This is a genomic window from Clostridium sp. C2-6-12 (assembly GCF_009928485.1).
In the GTDB taxonomy this organism is placed as follows: Bacteria; Bacillota; Clostridia; order Clostridiales; family Clostridiaceae; genus Clostridium.
This window is the reverse complement of record NZ_JAABNP010000017.1, coordinates 67912-91595: the sequence shown is the minus strand read 5'-3', so window position 1 is coordinate 91595 and position 23684 is coordinate 67912. Positions and strand designations below refer to the sequence as shown.

At 29.0% G+C, this 23684-nt stretch carries 23 protein-coding genes and 2 other annotated features; of the genes, 22 read left to right on the top strand and 1 reads right to left on the bottom strand.

Features of this window, described 5'->3' with window-relative positions; all coding sequences use genetic code 11:
• The first annotated feature begins 181 nt into the window (after positions 1 to 181).
• Complete coding sequence (locus GXK56_RS27815) at positions 182 to 346, top strand: hypothetical protein (RefSeq protein WP_202127897.1); 165 nt, start codon at positions 182 to 184, stop codon at positions 344 to 346.
• 245 nt (positions 347 to 591) lie between these two features.
• On the opposite strand, the gene GXK56_RS15330 is transcribed toward GXK56_RS27815, so the two are convergent.
• Positions 592 to 1296: a DUF6873 family GME fold protein gene (locus GXK56_RS15330; RefSeq protein WP_160688913.1), complete on the bottom strand. Its 705-nt coding sequence runs from the start codon at positions 1294 to 1296 to the stop codon at positions 592 to 594.
• A 189-nt stretch (positions 1297 to 1485) separates the two neighbouring features.
• On the opposite strand from GXK56_RS15330, the gene ytxC reads away from it, so the two are divergent.
• The 21 genes from ytxC to GXK56_RS15225 all read left to right on the top strand — a co-directional run bounded on the left by ytxC (position 1486) and on the right by GXK56_RS15225 (position 23682).
• Positions 1486 to 2394 (top strand): putative sporulation protein YtxC, encoded by a 909-nt coding sequence (gene ytxC, locus GXK56_RS15325; RefSeq protein ID WP_160688911.1) that lies wholly within the window; start codon positions 1486 to 1488, stop codon positions 2392 to 2394.
• A gap of 19 nt (positions 2395 to 2413) precedes the next feature.
• Positions 2414 to 2538, top strand: a sequence feature (ribosomal protein L20 leader region).
• Between the two features lie 15 nt (positions 2539 to 2553).
• A complete protein-coding gene (infC, locus tag GXK56_RS15320; RefSeq protein WP_160688909.1) occupies positions 2554 to 3075 on the top strand; it encodes a translation initiation factor IF-3 in 522 nt (173 codons plus the stop codon).
• 21 nt (positions 3076 to 3096) lie between these two features.
• Complete coding sequence (gene rpmI, locus GXK56_RS15315) at positions 3097 to 3294, top strand: 50S ribosomal protein L35 (RefSeq protein WP_160688907.1); 198 nt, start codon at positions 3097 to 3099, stop codon at positions 3292 to 3294.
• Between the two features lie 27 nt (positions 3295 to 3321).
• Entirely contained in the window at positions 3322 to 3681 is a 360-nt protein-coding gene (rplT, locus tag GXK56_RS15310) for a 50S ribosomal protein L20 (RefSeq protein WP_160688905.1), read from the top strand.
• Between the two features lie 279 nt (positions 3682 to 3960).
• Positions 3961 to 5307, top strand: a complete 1347-nt coding sequence (locus tag GXK56_RS15305; RefSeq protein ID WP_160688903.1) for a TrkH family potassium uptake protein — start codon at positions 3961 to 3963, stop codon at positions 5305 to 5307.
• Between the two features lie 11 nt (positions 5308 to 5318).
• Positions 5319 to 5990 carry a TrkA family potassium uptake protein gene (locus tag GXK56_RS15300; RefSeq protein ID WP_160688901.1) on the top strand — a complete coding sequence of 224 codons (672 nt, stop codon included), beginning with the start codon at positions 5319 to 5321 and terminating at the stop codon, positions 5988 to 5990.
• A 17-nt stretch (positions 5991 to 6007) separates the two neighbouring features.
• The gene (locus tag GXK56_RS15295; RefSeq protein ID WP_160688899.1) at positions 6008 to 6799 is read left to right on the top strand and encodes an RNA methyltransferase; all 792 of its coding nucleotides are present in this window, start codon (positions 6008 to 6010) and stop codon (positions 6797 to 6799) included.
• A gap of 327 nt (positions 6800 to 7126) precedes the next feature.
• Positions 7127 to 7663, top strand: coding sequence for a GNAT family protein (locus GXK56_RS15290; protein ID WP_160688897.1), 537 nt, complete (start codon positions 7127 to 7129; stop codon positions 7661 to 7663).
• 120 nt (positions 7664 to 7783) lie between these two features.
• Positions 7784 to 8016, top strand: a binding site (T-box leader).
• Positions 8017 to 8130: 114 nt separating this feature from the next.
• Positions 8131 to 9150 carry a phenylalanine--tRNA ligase subunit alpha gene (gene pheS / locus GXK56_RS15285; RefSeq protein ID WP_160688895.1) on the top strand — a complete coding sequence of 340 codons (1020 nt, stop codon included), beginning with the start codon at positions 8131 to 8133 and terminating at the stop codon, positions 9148 to 9150.
• Between the two features lie 138 nt (positions 9151 to 9288).
• The gene (pheT, locus tag GXK56_RS15280) at positions 9289 to 11667 is read left to right on the top strand and encodes a phenylalanine--tRNA ligase subunit beta (RefSeq protein WP_160688893.1); all 2379 of its coding nucleotides are present in this window, start codon (positions 9289 to 9291) and stop codon (positions 11665 to 11667) included.
• Positions 11668 to 12098: 431 nt separating this feature from the next.
• Positions 12099 to 12527 (top strand): division/cell wall cluster transcriptional repressor MraZ, encoded by a 429-nt coding sequence (gene mraZ / locus GXK56_RS15275; protein WP_160688891.1) that lies wholly within the window; start codon positions 12099 to 12101, stop codon positions 12525 to 12527.
• A 12-nt stretch (positions 12528 to 12539) separates the two neighbouring features.
• The gene (gene rsmH, locus GXK56_RS15270) at positions 12540 to 13472 is read left to right on the top strand and encodes a 16S rRNA (cytosine(1402)-N(4))-methyltransferase RsmH (RefSeq protein ID WP_160688889.1); all 933 of its coding nucleotides are present in this window, start codon (positions 12540 to 12542) and stop codon (positions 13470 to 13472) included.
• A gap of 21 nt (positions 13473 to 13493) precedes the next feature.
• Positions 13494 to 14024, top strand: coding sequence for a cell division protein FtsL (locus GXK56_RS15265; RefSeq protein ID WP_202127896.1), 531 nt, complete (start codon positions 13494 to 13496; stop codon positions 14022 to 14024).
• Between the two features lie 295 nt (positions 14025 to 14319).
• Complete coding sequence (locus GXK56_RS15260) at positions 14320 to 16569, top strand: stage V sporulation protein D (RefSeq protein WP_160688885.1); 2250 nt, start codon at positions 14320 to 14322, stop codon at positions 16567 to 16569.
• A 184-nt stretch (positions 16570 to 16753) separates the two neighbouring features.
• On the top strand, positions 16754 to 18214 hold the full coding sequence (locus GXK56_RS15255; RefSeq protein ID WP_160688883.1) for a UDP-N-acetylmuramoyl-L-alanyl-D-glutamate--2,6-diaminopimelate ligase: 1461 nt from the start codon (positions 16754 to 16756) through the stop codon (positions 18212 to 18214).
• A 22-nt stretch (positions 18215 to 18236) separates the two neighbouring features.
• Positions 18237 to 19601 (top strand): UDP-N-acetylmuramoyl-tripeptide--D-alanyl-D-alanine ligase, encoded by a 1365-nt coding sequence (murF, locus tag GXK56_RS15250; protein ID WP_160688881.1) that lies wholly within the window; start codon positions 18237 to 18239, stop codon positions 19599 to 19601.
• 76 nt (positions 19602 to 19677) lie between these two features.
• The gene (gene mraY / locus GXK56_RS15245) at positions 19678 to 20652 is read left to right on the top strand and encodes a phospho-N-acetylmuramoyl-pentapeptide-transferase (RefSeq protein ID WP_160688879.1); all 975 of its coding nucleotides are present in this window, start codon (positions 19678 to 19680) and stop codon (positions 20650 to 20652) included.
• Positions 20653 to 20695: 43 nt separating this feature from the next.
• Positions 20696 to 21826, top strand: coding sequence for a stage V sporulation protein E (spoVE, locus tag GXK56_RS15240; protein WP_160688877.1), 1131 nt, complete (start codon positions 20696 to 20698; stop codon positions 21824 to 21826).
• A 1-nt stretch (position 21827) separates the two neighbouring features.
• Complete coding sequence (locus tag GXK56_RS15235; RefSeq protein ID WP_160688875.1) at positions 21828 to 21989, top strand: hypothetical protein; 162 nt, start codon at positions 21828 to 21830, stop codon at positions 21987 to 21989.
• A 202-nt stretch (positions 21990 to 22191) separates the two neighbouring features.
• Positions 22192 to 22947 (top strand): FtsQ-type POTRA domain-containing protein, encoded by a 756-nt coding sequence (locus tag GXK56_RS15230; protein WP_160688873.1) that lies wholly within the window; start codon positions 22192 to 22194, stop codon positions 22945 to 22947.
• Positions 22948 to 22953: 6 nt separating this feature from the next.
• Positions 22954 to 23682, top strand: a complete 729-nt coding sequence (locus GXK56_RS15225) for a DUF881 domain-containing protein (protein ID WP_160688871.1) — start codon at positions 22954 to 22956, stop codon at positions 23680 to 23682.
• Positions 23683 to 23684: the final 2 nt, after the last annotated feature.

Genomic DNA, 23684 nt, shown 5'->3' with positions numbered 1-23684 from the left:
CTAATTATTAAGCTGTTTAGGAAAATAAAGAAAATTTTAAGAAAGAAAAGCTAATATTAATAATATTTCTATTTTGGGGCAAACTTATTAATGTAGATAAAATATTTTTCTACCCCAAATAATTGCTTTTATATTCAATGAAAAATTAAGAACAGATTTTTGCGAAAGGAGAAATTTTAATATGGAGCATTTTACTAAAGAAATAATGGAAAAAGCAGAAAGAATGGGAGGTGAAATGAAAGGATTAGCACAGGATATGGGTAATGAAATGAAAGGCATGGGTGAATTTATTAAAGAAAAGGCAGGAAGAATTGGAGAAGAAATAAAGAAAAGATTTATTGGATAATATTTACAAAAATCAAAGAAATAAATTTTTACTCTCATTCAAGTATTAATATTTATAACGAAATAATAATTTAAATTTATAAAAATAATCAAGGTTAGCTTTTAAAGTATGGATTAATTTTAACACCTACTAATAAAGCATAACCTTGATTTTTTATATTTATTCAAACATAAAAAGTTTGTAACTATAGAAGAAATGGAAAAGTAACATTAAAAAATAGAAATCATATTATATAGTGGACATGATTAAAGGGTAAGCAAGCTGCCTCTATCTATCAAATTTCCTTTTCTTAGCGCTATTGGAGAAACATCGTATTTGTAAAGAAATTTTTTAACTTCTTCTCCATAAGTATAGCAGTCTAAGTCACCAAAGAAGGCCATCTTGTCATTAGAAATCATACCTCCAGTACCTCCTATAAAACCATAGTCTAATGAGGGTAATAATATATTGGCGGGAGGAAGCAGTAGGATGTCAAAGTTATAGTCTTTTAGAGCTTCAAAAATACCTTTATCACTTGTTATTAATGCATTATCTCTTACAGGAAGAATTGAACATTTAGTATATCCTTGAGAAACATTGATTTTTATTTTGAAATTTTGTGATTTTAAAAGATTTTCATCTGTAAATTTTAAATTATGGATAAAATAATTTTCTAAAATCAAAGAATTTAAAATAATATCCTTAGGATATGTATTGGACAATGAATTTTTTGAAAGAATATATTTTATATTATTTGATTCAAGAATTTTTATGAAATCTTTGCTCATATTTTTTTGAATAATAATATGATCATTTTCTTTACTTTTGAGGATATTTAATTGAATATCAGGATGACCATTTATTGCTTCATAAACTTTGTTGCATTTAGGTACCAGTATTGGATTTACATTTAAGTTAGAAAGGTTTACTAATTCTTCATTAGTAATTCTATAATCGACAAAAACATGCATAATGATTCTCCTTAGAAATTATTCTTTTCAAAAAAATGTATAGTGTATATTTTGAACCTTAAAAAATAATCTGTCAACGTACTTTATTAAATAGGAAAAGAGGAAGATATAGGCTTATAAAATAAATTATAAATTCTGCATAGCAAGAAAAATTTGATACATACTAATATTAAGAAGGGAGTGAAATCCATGCTTATTTTAAAATTAGCTTATGATGAAGATCTGAACTTTTCCCGTGATTTGCAAGAGCTAAGAGATTTGCTAAAGAAAAGGGATATTTTAATAGGGTTAGTTGAAAGTATAGAGGGAAAGACTCATATAATTAAGATAATTTGTGAAGATGAATGTTATAATGAAAAAATAAAAGAAATTATTAACTTATATGTTAGTAATATTTTATATAGAATAGTAATTGAGAATTACAGAAAAAAAGAGATGTTAGAATTTTTAACTGACAATTATTTTTTCTTAAAGCAAAGTGAAATATTGGAAGCAGAAGATGAAATAATCAAGGTATTAAAAGTTGAAGAAAAAACTAAAAATGAAGAAGCAGTATATTGTTTAAATAAAATTAATTCAATGATAGAGAAAATAAGGGACTGTATAAGCGAGAAACAGGAAATTAATATAGATGGATTTATAACTTTTAGAATGAAAATGCTCAGAAGAGATATAGAAAAAATTATAGATAAAGTAATAGAAGCATACATGGTAGAAAAAGAATATAAGGAATTTGTAAAACTGCTAAAATATTTTGTGGAAATACAAGAATGTAAGATTGAAGAAATTAATATAATAATAGAAGATAATAATAATTATATAGTTAAGAATAAAGAAGGTAAAAATCTATATTATGATTTTTTAAAAGAAATTACAGCAGAGCAAGGTGCAATAGAACTAAATATGGAAGATGTTTTAATAAGCGGACTTATAACTAATGCACCTAAAAACATTATTATTTATGGAAAAGAGAACTGTACAAATAAAGAATTTTTAGATACAATAGAAAATGTATTTGAGGATAAAGTTGTTTTTTGCGAATATGATGATAAATATAAAATTATAAAAAATATTGCAAAAAACATTGACATGTATTAAATAGCATGATATACTCAAATTCGTTAAGAAGAAACAGCCGTTTCTCACCCTACAGTGTCAAGGTACTACTAGTATGGGTTTTTGGTATCTATGCATTAAGTATTGATAATATGAGACGGCTTATGGCCGTCTTTTTATTATGTATAGATTTTTTCGGAGGTGAAAAATATTAGTAAAGATTTTTCGATTAATGATGAAATAAGAGAAAAAGAATTGAGAGTAATTGGAAGCGATGGGGAACAATTAGGTGTTATCTCATCAGCAGAAGCAAAAAGACTTGCAGAAGAAAAAGACTTAGACTTAGTTATGATTTCTCCAAATGCAACTCCACCAGTTTGTAAGATTATGGACTTTGGTAAGTTTGTATATGAGAAATCTAAAAAGGAAAAAGAAGCTAAGAAAAAGCAAAAAATTGTAGAAATTAAAGAAGTAAGATGCAGTCTAACTATTGAGGAACATGACATTGATATAAAAGCAAAAAATGCCAGAAAGTTCCTATTAGAAGGAGATAAAGTTAAAATCACTGTTAGATTTAGAGGAAGAGAAATGGAACTATCTCATATGGGAGAAAAGATTCTTAATAACTTTCTATCTAAATTAGAAGATGTCTGCTTAGTAGAAAAAAGACCTAAAAAAGAAGGCAGAAGTATGACAATGGTTTTAGGGCCTAAAAAGGCATAACTTGAGAGGAGGATTTAAATCATGCCAAAAATGAAAACTCATAGAGGTGCAGCAAAAAGATTCAAAAAGACAGGTACAGGAAAATTAAAGAGAGCTAAAGCATTTAAGAGTCATATCTTAACAAAGAAAAGCTCAAAAACTAAGAGAAATCTTAGAAAAGCTGGATATGTTTCAAAGACACAAGAAAAAGTAATGAAGAAATTATTACCATACCTATAATATAGTTAAACACAGGAGGTTTAAGTAATGGCAAGAGTAAAGAGAGCGAAGAATTCTCGTAAAAATCATAAAAAAGTTTTAAAACTTGCAAAAGGATACTACGGTGGGAAAAGTAAGTTATTTAAAACTGCTAACGAATCAGTAATTAGAGCGTTAAGAAATTCTTACGTTGGAAGAAAGAATAAGAAGAGAGATTATAGAAGTTTATGGATTGCAAGAATTAATGCTGCAACAAGAATAAACAACTTATCATATTCAAAATTCATGAATGGAATTAAATTAGCTGGAATAGACATCAACAGAAAGATGTTATCTGAAATAGCTATAAACGATCCAAAAGCGTTTGCTGATTTAGTAGAAGTTGCTAAAAAACAATTAAACGCTTAATACATATAAAATGCGGCTTAGGTCGCATTTTATTTTTTTTGTAATAAATTTTTCTTAAATTTTAATTCTAAATAATGACAAAGATTACTAAGATACTTTATAATGTAGGTAATTGAAATTTATAATACGAAATTTTTCAGTATAATCATATTTTAGACGGAATTAGATAAGATTATATGGATAATTGTATATTAAGGCTTCATGTAAGAAGAGTAAGTTTTATATGTGAAAATAATATATAATGGGGTAAGGTTGGCTAACCTTTGGGATGGTGAGAGTATGGCAGAAACTTTAATGAAAAGATCAAAACTTAATGCAGTTCAAGTGCTTGCTATAGGTTTTGCATTAGTAATATTACTAGGAGGAATTATACTCAGTTTACCAATTTCATCAGTTGATGGAAATTTTACAAACTTTATAGATGCTATTTTTACATCAACTTCAGCAGTTTGCGTTACTGGGCTGGTAACTGTAGATACTGGAACTCACTGGAATAACTTTGGTAAAGTGATTATAATGCTTTTAATTGAAACAGGTGGACTTGGGTTCATGTCCATTACTATTTTTATAGCTGTATTATTAGGTAAAAAGATAACATTAAAAGACAGGCTTATTATGCAGGAGGCTATGAATACTTTTAATATACAAGGACTTGTAAGAATGGTTCAGTATGTTTTAGGATTTACTTTTGTAGTTCAATTTTGTGGGGCATTATTATTGTCTACGCAATTTATACCACAGTTTGGAATACAAAAAGGAATTTTTTACAGTATATTTCATTCAGTATCTGCCTTTTGTAATGCTGGCTTTGATTTGTTTGGGAATTATGATAGTTTAGTGAATTATTCTAGTAATTCGGTTGTGCTCTTAACTATAGCATTTCTTATAATTATTGGTGGGCTTGGTTTTACCGTATCACTTGAGATATTTAATTATAGGAAAGCTAAAAGATTATCGACACATTCAAAAATTGTAATATCAATTACAATTGGTCTTATAGTTATAGGGACTCTATTTATCTTTTTAGTTGAATATAATAATTCAGCTACTCTAGGTAATATGACTTTTGGAGGTAAAATTCTCAATTCATTTTTTGCTTCGGTTACACCAAGGACAGCCGGATTTAATAGTGTTTCTACTACAGAAATGACTATGGCAGGCAAACTTATGACAATAATATTAATGTTTATAGGTGGAGCATCAGGATCAACAGCGGGAGGGCTTAAAGTAACTACCTTTGGAGTGCTATTATTCACTATAATATCTGTGCTTAAAGGTAGAGACGATACTGAAGTTTTTGGAAGAAAATTTACAAAAGAAACTGTATATAAGGCATTTACACTTTTGTTTATATCAATGTTGTTAGTATTAACAGTAACAACAATTCTTGCTATAACAGAACCAGATAAGCTTTTTATCAATTTACTTTATGAGGCAACATCAGCGTTTGGAACGGTAGGACTTACAGCAGGAGTAACTCAAAGTATAGGCGTAATATCTAAAATAACTCTCATTATTACTATGTACCTTGGAAGAGTTGGTGCTATGACAGTAATACTTGCAGTTATTAATAAGAAGAAAAAAAGTGGAATAAGGTATCCAGAAGCAAAAATATTAATTGGATAGGGGTAATTAACATGGCAAAAAAACAATTTGTTATAATTGGACTTGGGAGATTTGGTACTTCAATAGCTAAAACTATATACAACTTAGGGCATGATGTATTAGCTATTGATTCTGATGAAGATAAAATTCAAGAAATTGTTGATAATGTAACTCATGCGGTACAAATGGATGCAACTGATGAAAATGCATTAAAAACTTTAGGGATTAGAAATTTTGACGTAGCAGTAGTTACTATTGGAAGTAATATTCAATCTAGTATTATGGTTACTCTTTTAGTTAAAGAATTAGGTGTAAAATATATAGTGGCAAAAGGTACTAGTGATTTGCAGGCAAAAGTATTATATAAAATTGGTGCAGATAGGGTTATATTACCAGAACAGGATATGGGAATAAGAGTGGCGCATAATTTAGTGGCTTCAAATATAATAGATTTTATAGAATTATCTTCAGAATATAGTATGATGGAAATTCAGCCCCTAGAAGAATGGTATGATAAATCATTAAAAGATATAAGAATAAGAGCAGATTATGGGATAAATGTTGTTGCTGTAAAAAATGAACATAACATTAATGTGTCTCCTTCTGCAGATTATGTAATCAAGAAGACTGATGTTTTGGTGGCACTTGGTTCAAGTGAATATTTAAGTAAATTTGAAAGTATGATAGGTAGAAAAGTTAAATAGTTTTGAGGTGTAAGACTTTGGCATTCATTGAAAGTAAGGATAATAATTTATTTAAAAATACAAAAAAACTTAAAGAGAGAAAAAATAGAAATAAAAGCAGCAAATATATAATTGAAGGTTTTAGATTGGTTCAAGAAGCTTTTAAAGCAAATGTAGATGTAGATTACTTAATTGTCACTAAAGATGGTAGTGAAAAAATAGATCAGTTTCTAACAAGTTATTTAACCGATCAAGTAAAAATATATGAGGTTAGTGATAATTTGTTTAAAGAATTAGTTTCAACAGAAAATCCTCAAGGAATACTTGCAGTTATAAATATGAATATAAAACCTATGAATTTAGATGGGAACTTTTATTTGCTTTGTGACAAACTACAAGATCCAGGAAATATAGGTACCATAATTAGAACAGCCCATGCAGCAGGGGTTCAGGGGATAATATTGACTAAAGGAACAGTTGATATATATAATGAAAAGGCAATTAGATCAACTATGGGGTCAATATTTTATATTCCTATTCATTATGATGATGACAGTTTATCCTTAGTAAAAAAATTAAAGGATCAAGGATTTAAATTAGTGGTAACATCATTAGAAACAGATAAGGATTTCTTCCAAGAAGATTTGGGTGGAAAAGTTATTTTAACGGTAGGAAATGAAGGCAATGGTGTAAGTGAGGAAGTGTTTGAATTAGCAGATACAAAGGTTAAGATACCAATGCCAGGAAATGCTGAATCGCTAAATGTTGCTATAGCCACTTCTGTCATTATGTATGAAAAGATAAGACAGGATAGAATGGAAAAATCGTAAGTTTAATATATTTTTTGTAAAGGATAGATGATTTCTTTTCTGAGAAATTATCTGTCCTTTTTATATTTACCACTTTAGTATAAAAATGTAATTATTTATTTAATAAGAAATAAGTTGGGTATACTTATGGAAACATATTACAAAGCATGGTATTATTATGATTGACGTATGTTTTTGGAAAGAATATTTTTGGTCAATAGATCAACCAGAGTGAAAAAAGAAAGCCACATTGTATATAACAATTTTATGCTTTTAATACAATAAAATTTAAAAGTAATAAACATAGTTATAGAATTACTGGAGTATAATGAGCTACGGAGGAGTAAAATGAAGGAATTGGAAACTGAAAGACTAATTATAAGAGAATTTAAAGCTGAGGATTGGGAAGATTTATATGAATATCTTAGTGATGAAGAAGTATTGAAATTTGAACCATATAAACCCTTTTCGGAAAAAGAGTGTAAAGAAGAAGCTTTGAGAAGAACTACAGATTCTGCGTTCTTAGCGGTGTGCTTAAAAAGTACTAATAAATTAATTGGGAATATATATTTTGCTAAAAGAGATTTTGATACTTGGGAAATTGGGTATGTATTCAATGGTTCATATCAAAAAGCTGGTTATGCAACTGAAAGCTGTATAAAAGTTATGGACTATGCTTTTAAAGAACTTAATGCTAGACGTATTACAGCTCATTGTGATCCTAAAAATCCAAATTCATGGAAGCTTTTAGAAAGATTAAAAATGCGTAGAGAAGGCTGTTTAAAAGAAAATATATATTTCTTTAAGGATGAAAATGATCAACCTATTTGGAAGGATACCTACGAATATGGAATATTAAAAACTGAATGGATTAAGATCTCTTAATCTCCATGAAAATTTTAATTTATGAGCTAACTTAATACATGTAAATTTATAGATAAAAATGAAATAAACTATTGAATTTTTTATTTTTTGCTTGTATAATAAGTTGTATTAATTTAATAACTAAAAACTGTGAATGAGAAAGTAGATATTAAAAAGATTTTAAGGGAGAGAAGGTCATGGACTGCAAGCCTTCTTAAGTTGTATAATATTGAAGTTCGCTCAGGAGTTCTGGCTGTGAAATTGTAGTAGTAGCTAGCGGCAAGAAAAGTCGTTAATGTTAATTGAGTTGGGAAGCTTGATATTTTTAATTAGGCTCCAATTAGGGTGGTAACGCGGATTAATTCGTCCCTTTTTATTAGGGGGCGATTTTTTTATACAAAAAATTAATTAATAAAATCAATTTAGAAGTTTAGTTTTATTTCAAATTAAGATTAATTTCAATTGAATTTGCTGAAAGGAGAACAGTTATGAAAGAAAAACTTAAAGAATTACAAGAACTTGCATTAAAACAAATTGAAACAGCTGTAAAAAGCAGTGAATTAGAAGAAATTAGAGTTAAGTTCTTAGGAAAAAAAGGTGAACTTACTACAATATTAAGAAGCATGGGAGGATTATCTCCAGAAGAAAGACCACTAGTTGGTAAGTTAGTCAATGAAGCTAAAGCTTTAGTTGAAGAAAAATTAGATGCAACTATAAAAAGCATAAAAGATAAAGAAAGAGAAGCTAAACTTGCTAGTGAAACTATAGATATATCACTTCCAGGAAAGAAGAAAATCATAGGGAAAAGACATCCTCTAGATTTAACACTTCAAAGTATGGAAGAAATATTTATTTCAATGGGATTTACAATCGAAGAGGGGCCTGAAGTTGAATTTGATCATTACAATTTTGAAGCTTTAAACATTCCAAAAGATCATCCGGCAAGAAGTGAGCAAGATACTTTATATATTAATGATAATATAGTTCTTAGAACTCAAACTTCACCAGTTCAAATTAGAACTATGGAAAATCAAAAACCACCAATAAAAATGATATCTCCAGGTAAAGTGTATAGATCAGATTCTGTTGATGCTACTCATTCACCTATATTTTATCAAATGGAAGGTTTAGTTATTGATAAAGGTGTTACTTTTGCAGATTTAAAAGGAACTTTAGAGTTATTTGCTAAAAAGATGTTTGGTGATAAGGTTCAAACTAAATTCAGACCACATCACTTCCCATTTACTGAACCATCAGCAGAAATGGATGCAACTTGCTTCGTTTGTGGAGGAGAAGGATGCAGAGTATGTAAAGGAAGCGGATGGATAGAATTACTAGGTTGTGGTATGGTACATCCTAATGTACTTAGAAATTGTGGAATTGATCCAGAAGTATATAGCGGATTTGCATTTGGATTCGGTGTTGATAGAATGGTAATGCTAAACTATGGAATAGATGATATAAGATTATTATATGAAAGTGATGTTAGATTTTTAGATCAATTCTAAAATCTATAAATAAGTTTTCTATAAATGTTCTTAACAATATATATTCTTTAGAATATTTGGAAATAATGCGGGTTTGAATGAGTTTGCTTCTAAATTTAAGCGCAAATAATCTGCATCTATAAATGAGGAGGAAAAAATATGAAAGTACCATATAATTGGCTTAAAGATTATGTTGAAATAAATGTAAGTCCTAAAGAGTTAGGAGACAAATTAACTTTAACTGGTTCACAACTTGAAGAGCTTGTAATTCAAGGTGATACAATTGATAAAGTAGTTACAGGAAAGATTACACAAATAGTAAAGCATCCAGATGCAGAAAAATTAAGCATCTGCCAAGTTAATATAGGCAGTGAAGAGATACAAATAGTTACAGCTGCAACAAATATGAAGGAACAAGATATAGTACCAGTTGCACTTCATGGATCAACACTTGCAGATGGAACTAAAATTAAAAAAGGAAAGCTAAGAGGAGAAGTATCAAATGGTATGTTCTGTTCTGAAGAAGAACTTGGAATTGCTGGAGATGAGCCAGTGCATGGATTAATGATTTTACCAGCTGATACTGTTCTTGGAGCAGACATCAAAGATGTTTTAGGCCTTAATAAAGCGATCTTAGATTTTGAAATAACTTCAAACAGACCGGATTGTTTAAGTATTGTTGGTATGGCAAGAGAAACTGCTGCAGCACTTAGAACAACATATAAAATGCCAAACTTAGAATATAAGGTTTCAAATTCAGCTAACATTGCAGATGAATTAAAAGTTGAAATTAAAGATGAACTTTGTTCAAGATTTATGGCAAGAGGAATTAAAAATGTTAAGATTAAACCATCACCAGGATGGATGCAGGAAAGACTTCTTGAAGCAGGAATTAGACCAATAAATAATTTAGTTGATATTACAAACTTCGTTATGCTTGAAATTGGTCAGCCAATGCATGCTTATGATAAAAGAGAAATTACAACTAATAAAATTGTAGTTGAAAGAGCTAAGGCTGATGAAAAGTTTACTACTTTGGATGAAGTAGAAAGAATATTAGATGATACTATGCTTTGCATAAAAGATAGTGATACAACAGTAGGTCTTGCTGGAATCATGGGTGGATTAAACTCAGAAATAAAAGAAGATACAACTGAAGTTATTTTTGAATGTGCTAACTTTGATGGAACAAACATTAGAGTTAATTCTAAGAAGTTAAATTTAAGAAGTGAAGCTTCAAGCAGATTTGAAAAAGATATTGATCCTAATTTAGCTGAAATTGCAATAAACAGAGCTTGTAGCTTGATTTGTGAATTAGAAGCGGGAGATGTAATGGAAGGAACTATTGATATTTATCCAAAGAAAAAAGAAGCTGGGAAAGTAGTTGTAGATTCTAAATGGGTAAATTCATTCTTAGGTACAGATATAACTAAAGAAGAAATGAAAAGATGTTTAGATAGTGTTGATTTATTTACTGAAATTGATGGAGATAATTTAGTTGTAACGGCGTCAACCTTCAGAGTTGATATTGCAATTAGAGAAGATATAGCTGAAGAAATTGCAAGAATATATGGATATGATATTATTCCAACAACAATATTTAGTGTTTCTACTGATAGAGAACCAAGATATAGAAAAGGTGTTTTAGATAACAGAGTTGTAATGCTTGCAACTGGAAGTGGATTAAATCAATCTATAAGTTATTCTTTTGTATCTCCAAAGGTATTCGATAAGATAAATTTACCTGCAGATAGTGATCTTAGAAATGTAGTTAAAATAAAAAATCCATTAGGTGAAGACTATAGTGTAATGAGAACATCAACACTTCCTTCAATGATGGAATCATTAGGAAGAAATTATTCTAGAAATAATTCTTATGTAAGATTATTTGAAATGGGAAAAGTATATATAAAGAATGAAGAGGAAAATAAACTTCCAACAGAAAAGAATATTTTAACTATTGGTATGTATGGTGATTGTGATTACTTAGATCTTAAAGGTGCTGTTGAAAATATAGTAGAAGGTCTTGGAATTAAGAATAGCAAATATGAAAGAGAAAGTGAAAATGTAAGTTACCATCCTGGAAAAACAGCTAAGCTTGTTATAGGAAAAAATGTGGTTGGAACTTTGGGAGAAGTTCATTTGGCTGTTAGCGAAAATTATGGACTTGATGTTCCTTGTTTTGTAGCTGAGTTAAATTTAGATTTCTTATATGAAAGTTCAAATATGGATAAGAAGTATAAGCCATTACCTAAATTCCCAGCGGTAACAAGAGATATAGCGCTGCTTGTTGAAGATGCTGTATTAGTTCAAGAAATTGACGAAACTATTAGAAAAGCTGGCGGAAATTTAGTAGAAAAAGTTGAATTATTTGATATATATAAAGGAAAGCAAATTCCAGAAGGTAAAAAGAGTATTGCTTATGCAATAGCATACAGAGATGAAAATAAAACATTAAAAGATGAAGATGTTAATAAAGTTCATGAAAAAATATTAAGATCCTTAGAATATAAACTTGGTGCTACATTAAGAGATTAATTGTTTTAATATTCTCTTAGAATATAAATATTAATAAATATAATATGTAAAGCAAGATCATGTGAATTATTATATACATGGTTTTGCTTTTTTATTTTTAACATTGGAATTAGTAACTGTAAAGGTTAAAGGTTAATAAATACAAATTTAATATAATACTAATACAAAATTTACATTAAGAGGTTTATTTTAAAAGTATAGACTGCTGGAAATTTGGTTGAGAATCAATATATAAAATGTAATAAATACAATGGGAATAGGTGAATTAATTACCTCTTTATAAAAAAAATTGAATAATTATAAAAAAAGCTTGATTTTAAGAAGGAAATACTATATTTTTATAGAATAGATATAAAAGTGGTTAGAAGTGGTGTTAAGTGGTTAAAAATAGAGTGGAATTTTAAATTTGTATAAAACAGGAGCTGAGAATAATGTTTATTGGTGAATACCAACATGGGTTAGATCCTAAGAATAGAATAATTGTTCCAGCAAAACTTAGAGAAGGTCTTGGTAATACATTTGTGATTACAAAAGGTCTTGATGGCTGTTTATACGCTTATCCACTTGATGAATGGAAAATATTAGAAGAGAAACTAAAAACTTTACCTTTAACTAACAAAGATGCGAGAGCCTTTGTAAGATTCTTTTTTTCTGGGGCTTGTGAAGTTGAATTAGACAAACAAGGAAGAGGATTGATTCCACAAAATTTAAAAGAATATGCAGGAATAGAAAAGGACATAGTAAGTATTGGAGTGTTAACTAGAGTAGAAATATGGAGCAAGGAAAAGTGGAATAACTATAATGAATCAAATATTGATTTTGATTCTATAGCAGAAAAAATGAACGATTTAGGAATATAAGGAGTTTTTATTATGGAATTTAAACATGTATCAGTATTATTAAATGAATGTATAGAAGCATTAGATATAAAAGAAAATGGTATTTATGTTGATTGCACTTTAGGAGGTGCAGGTCATTCATCTCAAATTGTAGCCAATTTATCTAAAGAAGGGACGCTAATTGGTATTGATCAAGATAAAGATGCTCTTTCTGCGGCTAAAAAAAGGCTTGAAAATTATGAAAACGTAAAATATGTTCATAATAATTTTTATAATATAGATAGCATTTTGACAGAATTAGATGTGGAAAAAGTTGATGGGATTTTAGCTGATTTAGGAGTTTCATCATATCAATTAGATGAAGCTTCAAGAGGTTTTAGTTATATGCAGGATGCTCCTCTAGATATGAGAATGAATAGAGATAATGATTTTTCTGCTCATGAGATTATAAATAATTATTCTGAAGATGAATTATATAAAATAATAAAGGACTATGGAGAAGAAAGGTTTGCAAAAAGAATTGCTAATTTTATAGTGAATAGAAGATCACAAAAAACTATTGAAACAACTTTTGAGCTTGTAGATATTATAAAAGCTGCAATTCCAGCTAAGATGAGGAGAGATGGGCCTCACCCAGCTAAAAGAACTTTTCAGGCAATTAGAATAGAAGTTAATTCAGAATTAAAAATATTAAATAAGACAATAGAAGATGGTGTAAATAGACTAAATAAAGGAGGAAGAATGGCAATTATAACTTTCCATTCTTTGGAGGATAGAATAGTTAAATTAAAGTTTAGAGAATTAGAAAATCCATGTACTTGCCCAAAGGAATTTCCAGTCTGTGTTTGTGGGAAAAAGCCATTAGTTAAGGTGATATCAAAAAAAGGAATAGCACCAACTGAAAAAGAAATTGAGGAAAACCCAAGAAGCAGAAGCGCTAAGCTTAGAATAATTGAGAAATTATAATTACTATTTTATATGTTATAAATGAGTTGGGATGTGAATAATATGGCGAGAAGACAGTATGATTATATAAAGGGAAATACGGCATTAGCACCAGAGAGAAAAAAGAGAGTACAAAAACCTGATAGGAAATATAAACAGATACAAAGAAGAAAAAAGCTTCAAAATAAAAATATACTATTGAGGAATAAAAGAAAAAATGATAGGAAATATGTATTATCTATAGCAATAGTTATATTTAGCTTGGGATTTATTACTATTTCGGGAGATAGTAAGGTTTATAACATGCAAAAGCAGGTTACAGATTTAAATAGTCAAATTAAACAAACGGAAGAAGCAAATGAAGCATTAAAAGTTAAATTGCTAAAATACTCATCCTTAAATAACATAGAGAAAAATGCATCTAATAAATTATCTATGGTTGTTCCTAAAAAGGATGAAACAATGAAAATTGATTTTTCACAAAATTATTTTACGGACTTAAAATCTAATGTATCTGATAACAATACAAAAGAAACAAATTTATTTTCTAAATTACTAAGTTTAATTAAATAATTAGGTATAATCATAAAGTAATAAGTTAGTATGCCATTTATTTTGAGTTATGTCAAAAAAAGTTTATTTATATTTTTATAGGTGAAGTATTTTATGACGTGACTTAAATCATATGCTGCATTAATGACTTATTATTTTATTTCGTAATAGTTATCAATTAGTAATATTGATAAAAATATATAGTATAGCAAAAATAATTATTATTAAAAATAATATAAGTTTTAAAAATTATGTAATAAGAATTATTTTTTTTGAATATGATTATGTAAAAGAAAGTACGTGGGGGAAGTAGGCGTTGAAAAAGAAAAATTATAAAGATAAAGCAAAAATGCGGCAAAGGATGAGCATTTCAGCTATTATGCTGACATTGGTTTTTGCTCTTTTAACAATTAGATTATCTTATATAATGATAGTAAAAAAGGCTGATTATTCTGCTAGGGCAGAGGAACAATGGACTAGTGAAGTTAAAATTGACGCAATAAGAGGAAGAATTTTAGATAGGAATGGTAAAGAACTTGCAGTATCTGCAAATGTTTATAGAGTTGATTTTGATTTAAATGCTATTAGAAAATATCTGGATAGGAATTTGACTCAAATACCTTCAAAAGAAACTGAAAAGATGAAGAGTGTCGGTATACCTCTTCCTACAAAAGATAAGGGACTAACTACAGATGATATTGCTCCTGTAATAGCAAAAGCATTAGATTTAGATGTTCAAAAAGTAAAAGAAAAACTCGAAACAAAGCTTCCGAATGGATTAATGGCAGGATCTGCAACACTTATAAGAAGAATAGAAAAAGAACAAGCTGACAAAGTTAAGGAACTTAATATAAATGGTGTTTTGGTATCTCCAGACACAAAAAGATATTATCCTAACAATAATTTCTTAGCACATGTACTTGGAAATACTGATGCTGATAATAAAGGATTAAATGGAATAGAGCTTCAGTATAATTCATATTTATCTGGAATTCCAGGAAGAAAGATTACTGAACTTGATGGTGTAAATAGAGATTTACCTTATACTATATCTCAGTTTACATCACCAGTTCCAGGTAAAGACGTTTCTCTTACTATTGATGAAAACATACAAAACTTTGCAGAAAAGGCAGCGCAACAGGCATATTCTGATACACAAGCCAAGGCAGTATCAGTGTTAGTTATGGATCCTAAAACAGGGGAAGTTTTGGCTATGGTCAATAAACCGGATTTTGATCCTAATAAGCCATTTGATGGAAAAGAGAAATTTGATGGTGACACTAATAAAATGTGGAGAAACAGGCTTGTAAATGATACTTTTGAACCAGGGTCAATATTTAAGGTAATAACAGCAATCACTGGGTTAGAAGAAAATGTTGTCAACAAAGATACAAAATTTTTCTGCAGTGGTTCATTAGCAGTTGGTGGAATTCATCCAAAATGTTGGAGACCAGAAGGACATGGTCCTCAAGTATTCCCTGATATAATTCAAAATTCTTGTAATGTAGGATTTATGGAATTGGGAGCTTTGATTGGAAAAGATAAACTATGTGCGTCTATTAACAAATTTGGATTTGGTCAGGCTAGCGGAATTGATTTGCCTGGTGAAGCAAAAGGAATTGTTAAATCAGTAGGAAAAGTTTCGGATGCAGACCTTGCAACAATATCTTTCGGTCAAACAAATACAGTTAATTCTGTTCAATATATGGCAGCTTTTAATTCTGTTGCAAATGGGGGGACATTAATTCAACCTCATGTAATGAAAGAAATAACACATAATGATGATAGTGATGTTAAAATAGTTGATGAAACTTTTAAGCCAAAAACAACTACAGTAGCTAGCACTGAGAAGACGGCAGAATTGAGAAGTTATCTTGAAAGAGTTGTAACTGCAGGCTCTGGAACAGCAACTTTCATGGAAGGATATCATATTGGAGGAAAAACAGGAACTGCTCAAAAGGTTGTTAATGGAAAGTATCAAGATGGAGCATATATATCTTCTTTTGTTGGAATGGCTCCAGTTAGTGATCCTAAGGTAACAATAATGATAACAGTTGATGAACCTCGTAAAGATGGAATATATTATGCGTCTCAGGTTGCTGTACCACCAGCAAAAACATTATTTACAGATATATTTAATTATTTAAATAGTAAATTTGCTGAAGAGAATTTAGGACAAATTACTAAAGATGTAGTTATACCAGAAATTAGAGGAATGAAAGTTGCAGATGCAAAAAAAGCATTGAGCAATGTAAAGTTAGATTTTAATATTGATGGAACTGGAGAAACAATAGTAGATATAAAACCATATCCAGGATATTCAGTAAAGGAAGGCGAGAAAATAAATCTTTACACAACTGGTGAAGCGACTTATAATAATACTGTTGCAATGCCAGATGTTAGAGGATATTCAAAAGAAGATGCAGCTGCCTTGCTTAAAAATCTTGGAATAGTTCCTGCCTTTGAAGGAAGTGGAATGATATCAGACCAAGATATTGCAGCAGGCGAATTCATATCTAAAGGAACAACAGTTAAATTAGAATTAAGTTCAGAATATAAGGATTAAAAATTAACTCTTATTTTTAAAATTAATAAAACTGTTATAAGTTTAATAATTATTTTATTTAGATTATGAATAAATTTTCTTTAAGTTAAAGTAAACAAGACTAATGACGAAATACTAGCATGTGGGAAAATGCTCACATGCTATATTTTTTTAAATAATAGGGACAGTTAGGAGAGGGAATGTTATGAATTTGAAATCTATCTTAAAAGGATTGGACTACGAAATTATTCAAGGTGAAATTGATCTTGATATTAATAAAATAAATTATGATAGTCGAAAGGTTGCAGCTTTTGATATTTTTATTTGCATTAAAGGATATTCAACAGATGGACATAAATATGTAGATAAAGCTATTGAAAATGGAGCTAAGGTTATAGTTATTCAAGATGATGTAGAAATAAGAAACAATGATATTACTGTTATTAAAAGCAGTGATACAAGAAAAGCATTAGCTTTAATGGGAGCTAATTATTATGATAATCCTAGTGATAAAATGAAAATAATTGGTGTGACAGGAACCAATGGGAAAACTACAACAGCTTTTATGATTAAAGAGATTTTGGAAGCAGATAATAAAAAGGTTGGATTAATTGGTACTATAGCTAATTACATAGGTGATGAAAAAATTCATACAGAAAGAACCACACCAGAATCTTTAGAGTTACAGGAATTATTTTCTGAGATGGTAAATAAGGGTGTGGAATACTGTGTAATGGAAGTCTCTTCACATTCTTTAGAATTAGATAGAGTATATGGAGTTAAATTTGAAGTTGGTATTTTTACAAATTTAACAAGGGATCATTTGGATTTTCATAAAACTTTTGAAAATTACTACAAAGCAAAGTTTAAATTGTTTGAAAGGGCAAGAATAAAAGTCGTTAATATTGACGATAATTATGGAAAACAAGTAATTTCAGATTTAAATAAGTTAAATTCAGAAAATATATTTTCTTTTTCAGTAAAGGCAACTTCGACATTTAAAGCAATAGGCGAAGAAATGGGAAGTAGAAATATTAAGTTTAAAGTTAATCTTGATAAAGAGGAAGCATTTATATTAAATATACCAGGTGAATATAATATTTATAATGCATTAGGTGCAATTGGAGCATGCTTTAAAGTAGGTATAAAAATTGAAAGTATAAAAGAGGGTATTAAAAAGGCTGTTGTACCAGGAAGATGCGAAAGAGTTGGAGCAGAATACAATCTTCCTTATGAAATAATAATTGATTATGCACATACTCCAGATGGTCTTGAAAATATATTAAAAACAGCTAAAGCATTTACTAAAGGAAGATTAATTTCCATATTTGGTTGTGGCGGAGATAGAGATAAGGTGAAAAGACCTCAAATGGGAAAAATATCAACAGATATTGCAGATGTCACAATAATAACTTCAGATAATCCAAGAAGTGAAGAACCAATAGATATTATTAAAGATATTCAAGCAGGATTAGAAAAAGAAAATTATATTGTAATTGAAAATAGAAAAGAAGCTATAAAGAAGGCTATATCTATTGCTCAAAAAGAAGATGTAATAGTCATTGCTGGAAAAGGTCATGAAACATATCAAATATTAAAAAATGAGACTATACATTTTGATGAAAGAGAAGTTGTAAAGGAAATACTTAATTCAGTTAACAGCTAACTGATCAAAAGGGGTGTATGAAGTGGATTTAAATTTAGAAGAAATAATAAAAGCAGTAAATGGAGAAATAATAGTCCAAAACAATGATGGTTTATTTAATAAAATTTCTACAGATACAAGAAAAATTGAAAAAGACAATTTATTTATTGCATTGAAAGGAGAAAATTTCAATGGGAATGATTATACTGTTTCAGCTATAGAAAAAGGAGCTGCAATAGTAATAGTTGATGAAGTAAAGTTTCAAAAAGAAGAACTAAATAATAGAGGAACTATCATTAAAGTAAAAGATACTAGGATAGCTTTAGGCGATTTAGCTAGATTTTATAGAAATAAATTAGGTATAAAAGTTGTTGGAATAACCGGGTCTACAGGAAAAACTTCAACTAAAGATTTAGTTGCAGCATTTCTAAGCGGAAAATATAGAGTATTTAAAACACAAGGAAACTTTAACAATGAAATAGGTCTTCCACTTATGATATTTGAACTTTCAAAAGAATATGATATAGCAGTTTTAGAAATGGGAACCAGTAATTTTGGAGAAATAAATAGACTTGCAAGTATTGGTCTTCCAGATGTAGCAGCAATAACAAATATTGGAGTAGCCCATATAGAATATTTAAAGACTAGAGAAAATATACTTAAAGAGAAGATGGGAATAGTAGATTTTTTTGAAGGAAAAAATTCTCTCATATTAAACTGTGAAAATGATATGTTAAAGACTGTTGAAAAAAGTGATAAGTTTAAATTAGAAAAAATAGGCTATGATGAAAATTATGACCTTCATGCTGAAGATTTAGAATTAACTTCTGAAACAACAAGTTTTAATGTGGTTACTAAAGATAAAGAAACATATAGATTTACATTAAATATGGTTGGACAGCACAATGTTTTAAATGCATTAATAGGAATACAAGTTTCTAGAGATTTTGGGCTTACATTTAAAGAAATGGAACAAGGACTTAAAAACTTTAATGCAACGTCCATGAGACTTGAATTTATAAAAAAAGACAATTTTACAATTATTAATGACTCGTATAATGCAAATCCAGACTCAATGAAGGCTGCTTTAGATGTACTAAAAAATTATTCTGGAACTAGAAAAATTGCAGTACTTGGTACTATGGGAGAACTGGGAGATTTTGCAAATGAAGCTCATACTCAAGTTGGACAGTTTGCAAGAGAAAAAGCAGATATTATATTAACAACAGGTGAATATAAAGAATGCTATAAAAAAGGCTATGAGGAAAATACAATCGTATTTGAAACAAAACAAGACTTAATGGAAGCTTTGGCTAGTATGATTCAGTTTGGAGATACTATTTTAGTTAAGGCATCTAGAAGTGCAAAATTTGAAGAGATAATTAAATATATTGAAAAAGTAAAATAAAGCGAAGGAGGTGACTTGCCTTAAATAAGCATCTTCTAAGCAGATTTTGATTTTAGATGCGCTAGGCAACACTAAGATGGGGGAAATAGTAAACTTTATAATAAGCTCAAAAATTATAGCACCGTTAATAATGGGATTTGTATTTTCAATAATACTAGGACCAATATTTATACCAGTGCTGCACAAATTAAAATTTGGCCAAAATATTAGAAAAGAAGGTCCTAAAAGTCATCAAAAAAAATCTGGGACACCAACAATGGGAGGACTTATATTTTTTATTTCAGTAGCTGCAGCCATATTAATTATGGGACATAGCTTTATGGATAAAGAAATGATAATTTTATATTCATTTCTTGCCTTTGGTTTCATTGGATTTTTAGATGATATTTTAAAAATAATTCATAAAGATAATTTAGGATTAAAAGCGGCTCAGAAAATGACATTATTAATTTTATTTTCTGTAGCTTTAGCTTGGTATGGATATACTTATATAGGAACAGAAATTTTAATACCATTTGCAAGCATTAAATTGAATTTAGGTCTGTTGTATATACCTTTTGTTGTATTATATTATGCAGCCGTTACAAATGCAGTAAATTTAACTGATGGTGTAGATGGACTTGCAACTTCTGTTACCATAATAGTGTTGACATTTTTTGCAATAGTTGGTTTTAAAACAGGAAATTCAGAAGTGGCAATTTTTGCAATAGCGCTAATAGGAGCTTTACTTGGATTTTTGAAATTTAATGCGTTTCCAGCTAAGATATTTATGGGAGATACAGGTTCACTTGCTCTTGGAGGAGTTGTTGGGACACTGGCATTAATGCTTAAGATGGAAGTTTTTGTAGTTATAGTTGGTGGTATATACGTAATTGAAACTTTGTCAGTTATTATTCAAGTAACATCATTTAAATTAACAGGTAAAAGAGTATTTAAAATGTCACCAATCCATCATCATTTTGAGCAATTAGGGTGGAGTGAAATAAAAATAGTAATAGTTTTTTCTATTGTTACGACAATTTTATGTATTATTGGATTTATAGCAATATAGGTATTTTGTATGCCTTAGTTATATGAGTTTGGAGGATTTATGTATGAAAATCATTAGGTCCAAAAGTAAAAGAAAAATGGGTGAAATAGATTATGGAATATTTTATACTGTAGCTTTGCTTTTAACAATAGGAGTGGTTATGGTATATTCTGCAAGTTCCTATACTGCAATGTTTACAACTCCTAATAAAGACAGTATGTTTTTTTTAAAGAAGCAATTAATATCAGCAATTATTGGAGTTATCGCTATGGGTGTTGCAATGTGTTTTGACTATCATAAGATAAAAAAATATACATTGGCAATAATGGCACTAAGTATTCCTTTGTTAATTGCAGTTTTCTTTTTTCCAGCAACTAATGGAGCGAGAAGATGGGTTTATATTGGATCGCAAAGTTTTCAACCGTCAGATCTTGCTAAATACGTTATAGTATTATTTCTAGCTATGAGTCTTGAAATTAAAGGCGAAGGTGTAAAGAAGTTTACTACAGGTATATTGCCTTATCTTGGAGTATCAGGTTTTTATGCAGCTTTAGTATTGGCAGAAAAAAATCTTAGTATAGCTGCAGTTATTATGATCGTTACATTTATAACATTATTTGCAGCTGGTGGACAAATAAAACATCTATTTGGAATTGTAGCACCTGCTATCGGAGGTATAGCAGTCATATTCACTATATTTGAGCCATATAGATTGAGAAGGCTTTTAAATTTTACTGATCCATGGAAGTCTCCAACAGGTGATGGATATCAATTGATACAATCCTTTTATGCCTTAGGTTCAGGAGGAATTACAGGTTTAGGCCTTGGACAGTCAAGACAAAAAACATTATATATGCCAGAGCCTCATAATGACTTCATATTTTCTATTATAGGCGAAGAATTAGGCTTAATAGGATGTGCATTTATAATAGCTCTTTTCGTAATACTCATATGGAGGGGAATAAACGTGGCGATGAAGGCAAGAGATACATATGGTACACTTCTTGCTATAGGAATAACCTCGGTTTTAGCAGTTCAATCTATAATAAATATTGCAGTTGTTACTGGTTCAATGCCAGTTACAGGAGTACCACTGCCATTTATAAGTTATGGAGGAACGGCACTTGTAATTAATATGACGGCTGTTGGGGTATTATTAAATATATCTCGACAGACTGAAGGAAAAGACATATAAAATGATATTTAACATTGAAATAAATACAGGGCAAAGAAAAAATCTTTGTCCTGTATTTAAGTGTTTAAAAAATTATATAATAGATTTTATGCATAATGTTAGCCAAAATAACGGCAATAATGGTATTGGTTTAGATATAATGAAAAATATATATGATTTTTAAATGATTATGAAAATTCTAATGTAAATTTTAATGAAAATATTTTTATAAAGTGTTATTATTGTATTAACTATTATTATATATGTTAGAATTTGAAATTTATAATACTTTTTAGTTAGTCATAAATTTTATACAATAAATTAATTTTCAACATATATAAAAATCGTGTTATTATATAATTAACTTGTATAGAATAGGGATGTGTATGGTAAAAAATAATAAATTTATTTTAAAGGCGAAGCGTAAAAGAACAATTAAAAGAATTTTTATATTGATTATAATTTTGATAGTTAGCGGAATGATATTTGCTACTAAGTCAAATTTCTTCAATATAAAAAAGGTAGCAATTTTAGGAAATCCAATAATGAGTGGAGAAGATGTAAAAACAAGAACAGAAAACCTAATAGGACAGAATATTTTCTTCATAAATAAACAAAATATTATAAACGAAGCAAAAAAAAATCCATATGTGGAAAGTGTAGAGATAAAAAAGGTATATCCGAAAGAAGTTGATATAAAAATTTCTGAAAAACAAGGAATATACTGTATAGAGAAGGATGCACAAAAGTATGTTCTAGATGGAGGAGCTGTATTACTTGAAAAAACAGATAATGTTGAAAATAGAAAATTAGTAAATATAATTGGTCTGGAAATAAAAAACACTGAACTTGGAAATAAAACTATAGATAATTCTAGAATGTTAAATTTTTTAGATATTTTTTATAAAATTATAAAAAATAATCCAACAAACTATAATATTGACTCTATTGATGTATCTGATTTAATGAATATAAAGATATATATTGGAAAAGTTGAAGGAAAGCTTGGAAATGATGAAAATATACCAGATAAAATGAATAAATTATTACACATAATTGAAAATTCTAATATTGGGATTACAGAAGGGTATATAGATGTGGGCTTTAATGGAGCACCAGTATATTATAAAAAAGGAAGGTAAAATGGCATGAAGGTATCTAGATCGCAAATATTTGTGGCAATTGTTTGTGGACTTTTAGGGTTTTTATTAGCATATCAATTTAAAGTTTTATCCAGCAAAAATATTGAAGCAAAAATTAATAATTATGATAAAAATGATATAATTGCAGAAATTGAATCTCTAAAGAAAGAAAAGGAAGAATTAATAAAAACAAATTCAAAAATATCTGATGAGTTAAAGCAACTAGAAGAAACAGCAGCTAAAGATGGAAATATGGGAAAAGATATAAAAAATCAATTAGATAATGCAAGAATGCATTTAGGTGTGGTCGATGTAAAAGGCCCAGGGATTGTGCTTACAATATCACCTAAATCTTCAATATTTGGTACAAATTCTCCAGAAAGTAATAGAGATTTAGGCGAAGATGAATTGGTTCATATTGTAAATTTTCTCTGGTATTCTGGAGCTGAGGCTATATCAGTAAATGATATAAGAATAACTCCTCAAACAGGAATAAAAACAGCTGGAAATGCTCTTGCAGTGGGGTCTTCAGGAAGAGTATACCCAAAAGAAAAAATTATCGTTAAGGCTATTGGAGAAAAAGGCAGACTAAATGTAGGAGCAACTTTTCCAGGCTCATTAGATTATGGAGTTCTTCCTAATTATAATACTGAAGTAAAATCAGAAGATGATATATTTATAGGAAAGACTACTCAATCATTGAAAAGTGATTTTGTCAAATTAGTAAAAGAATAGGA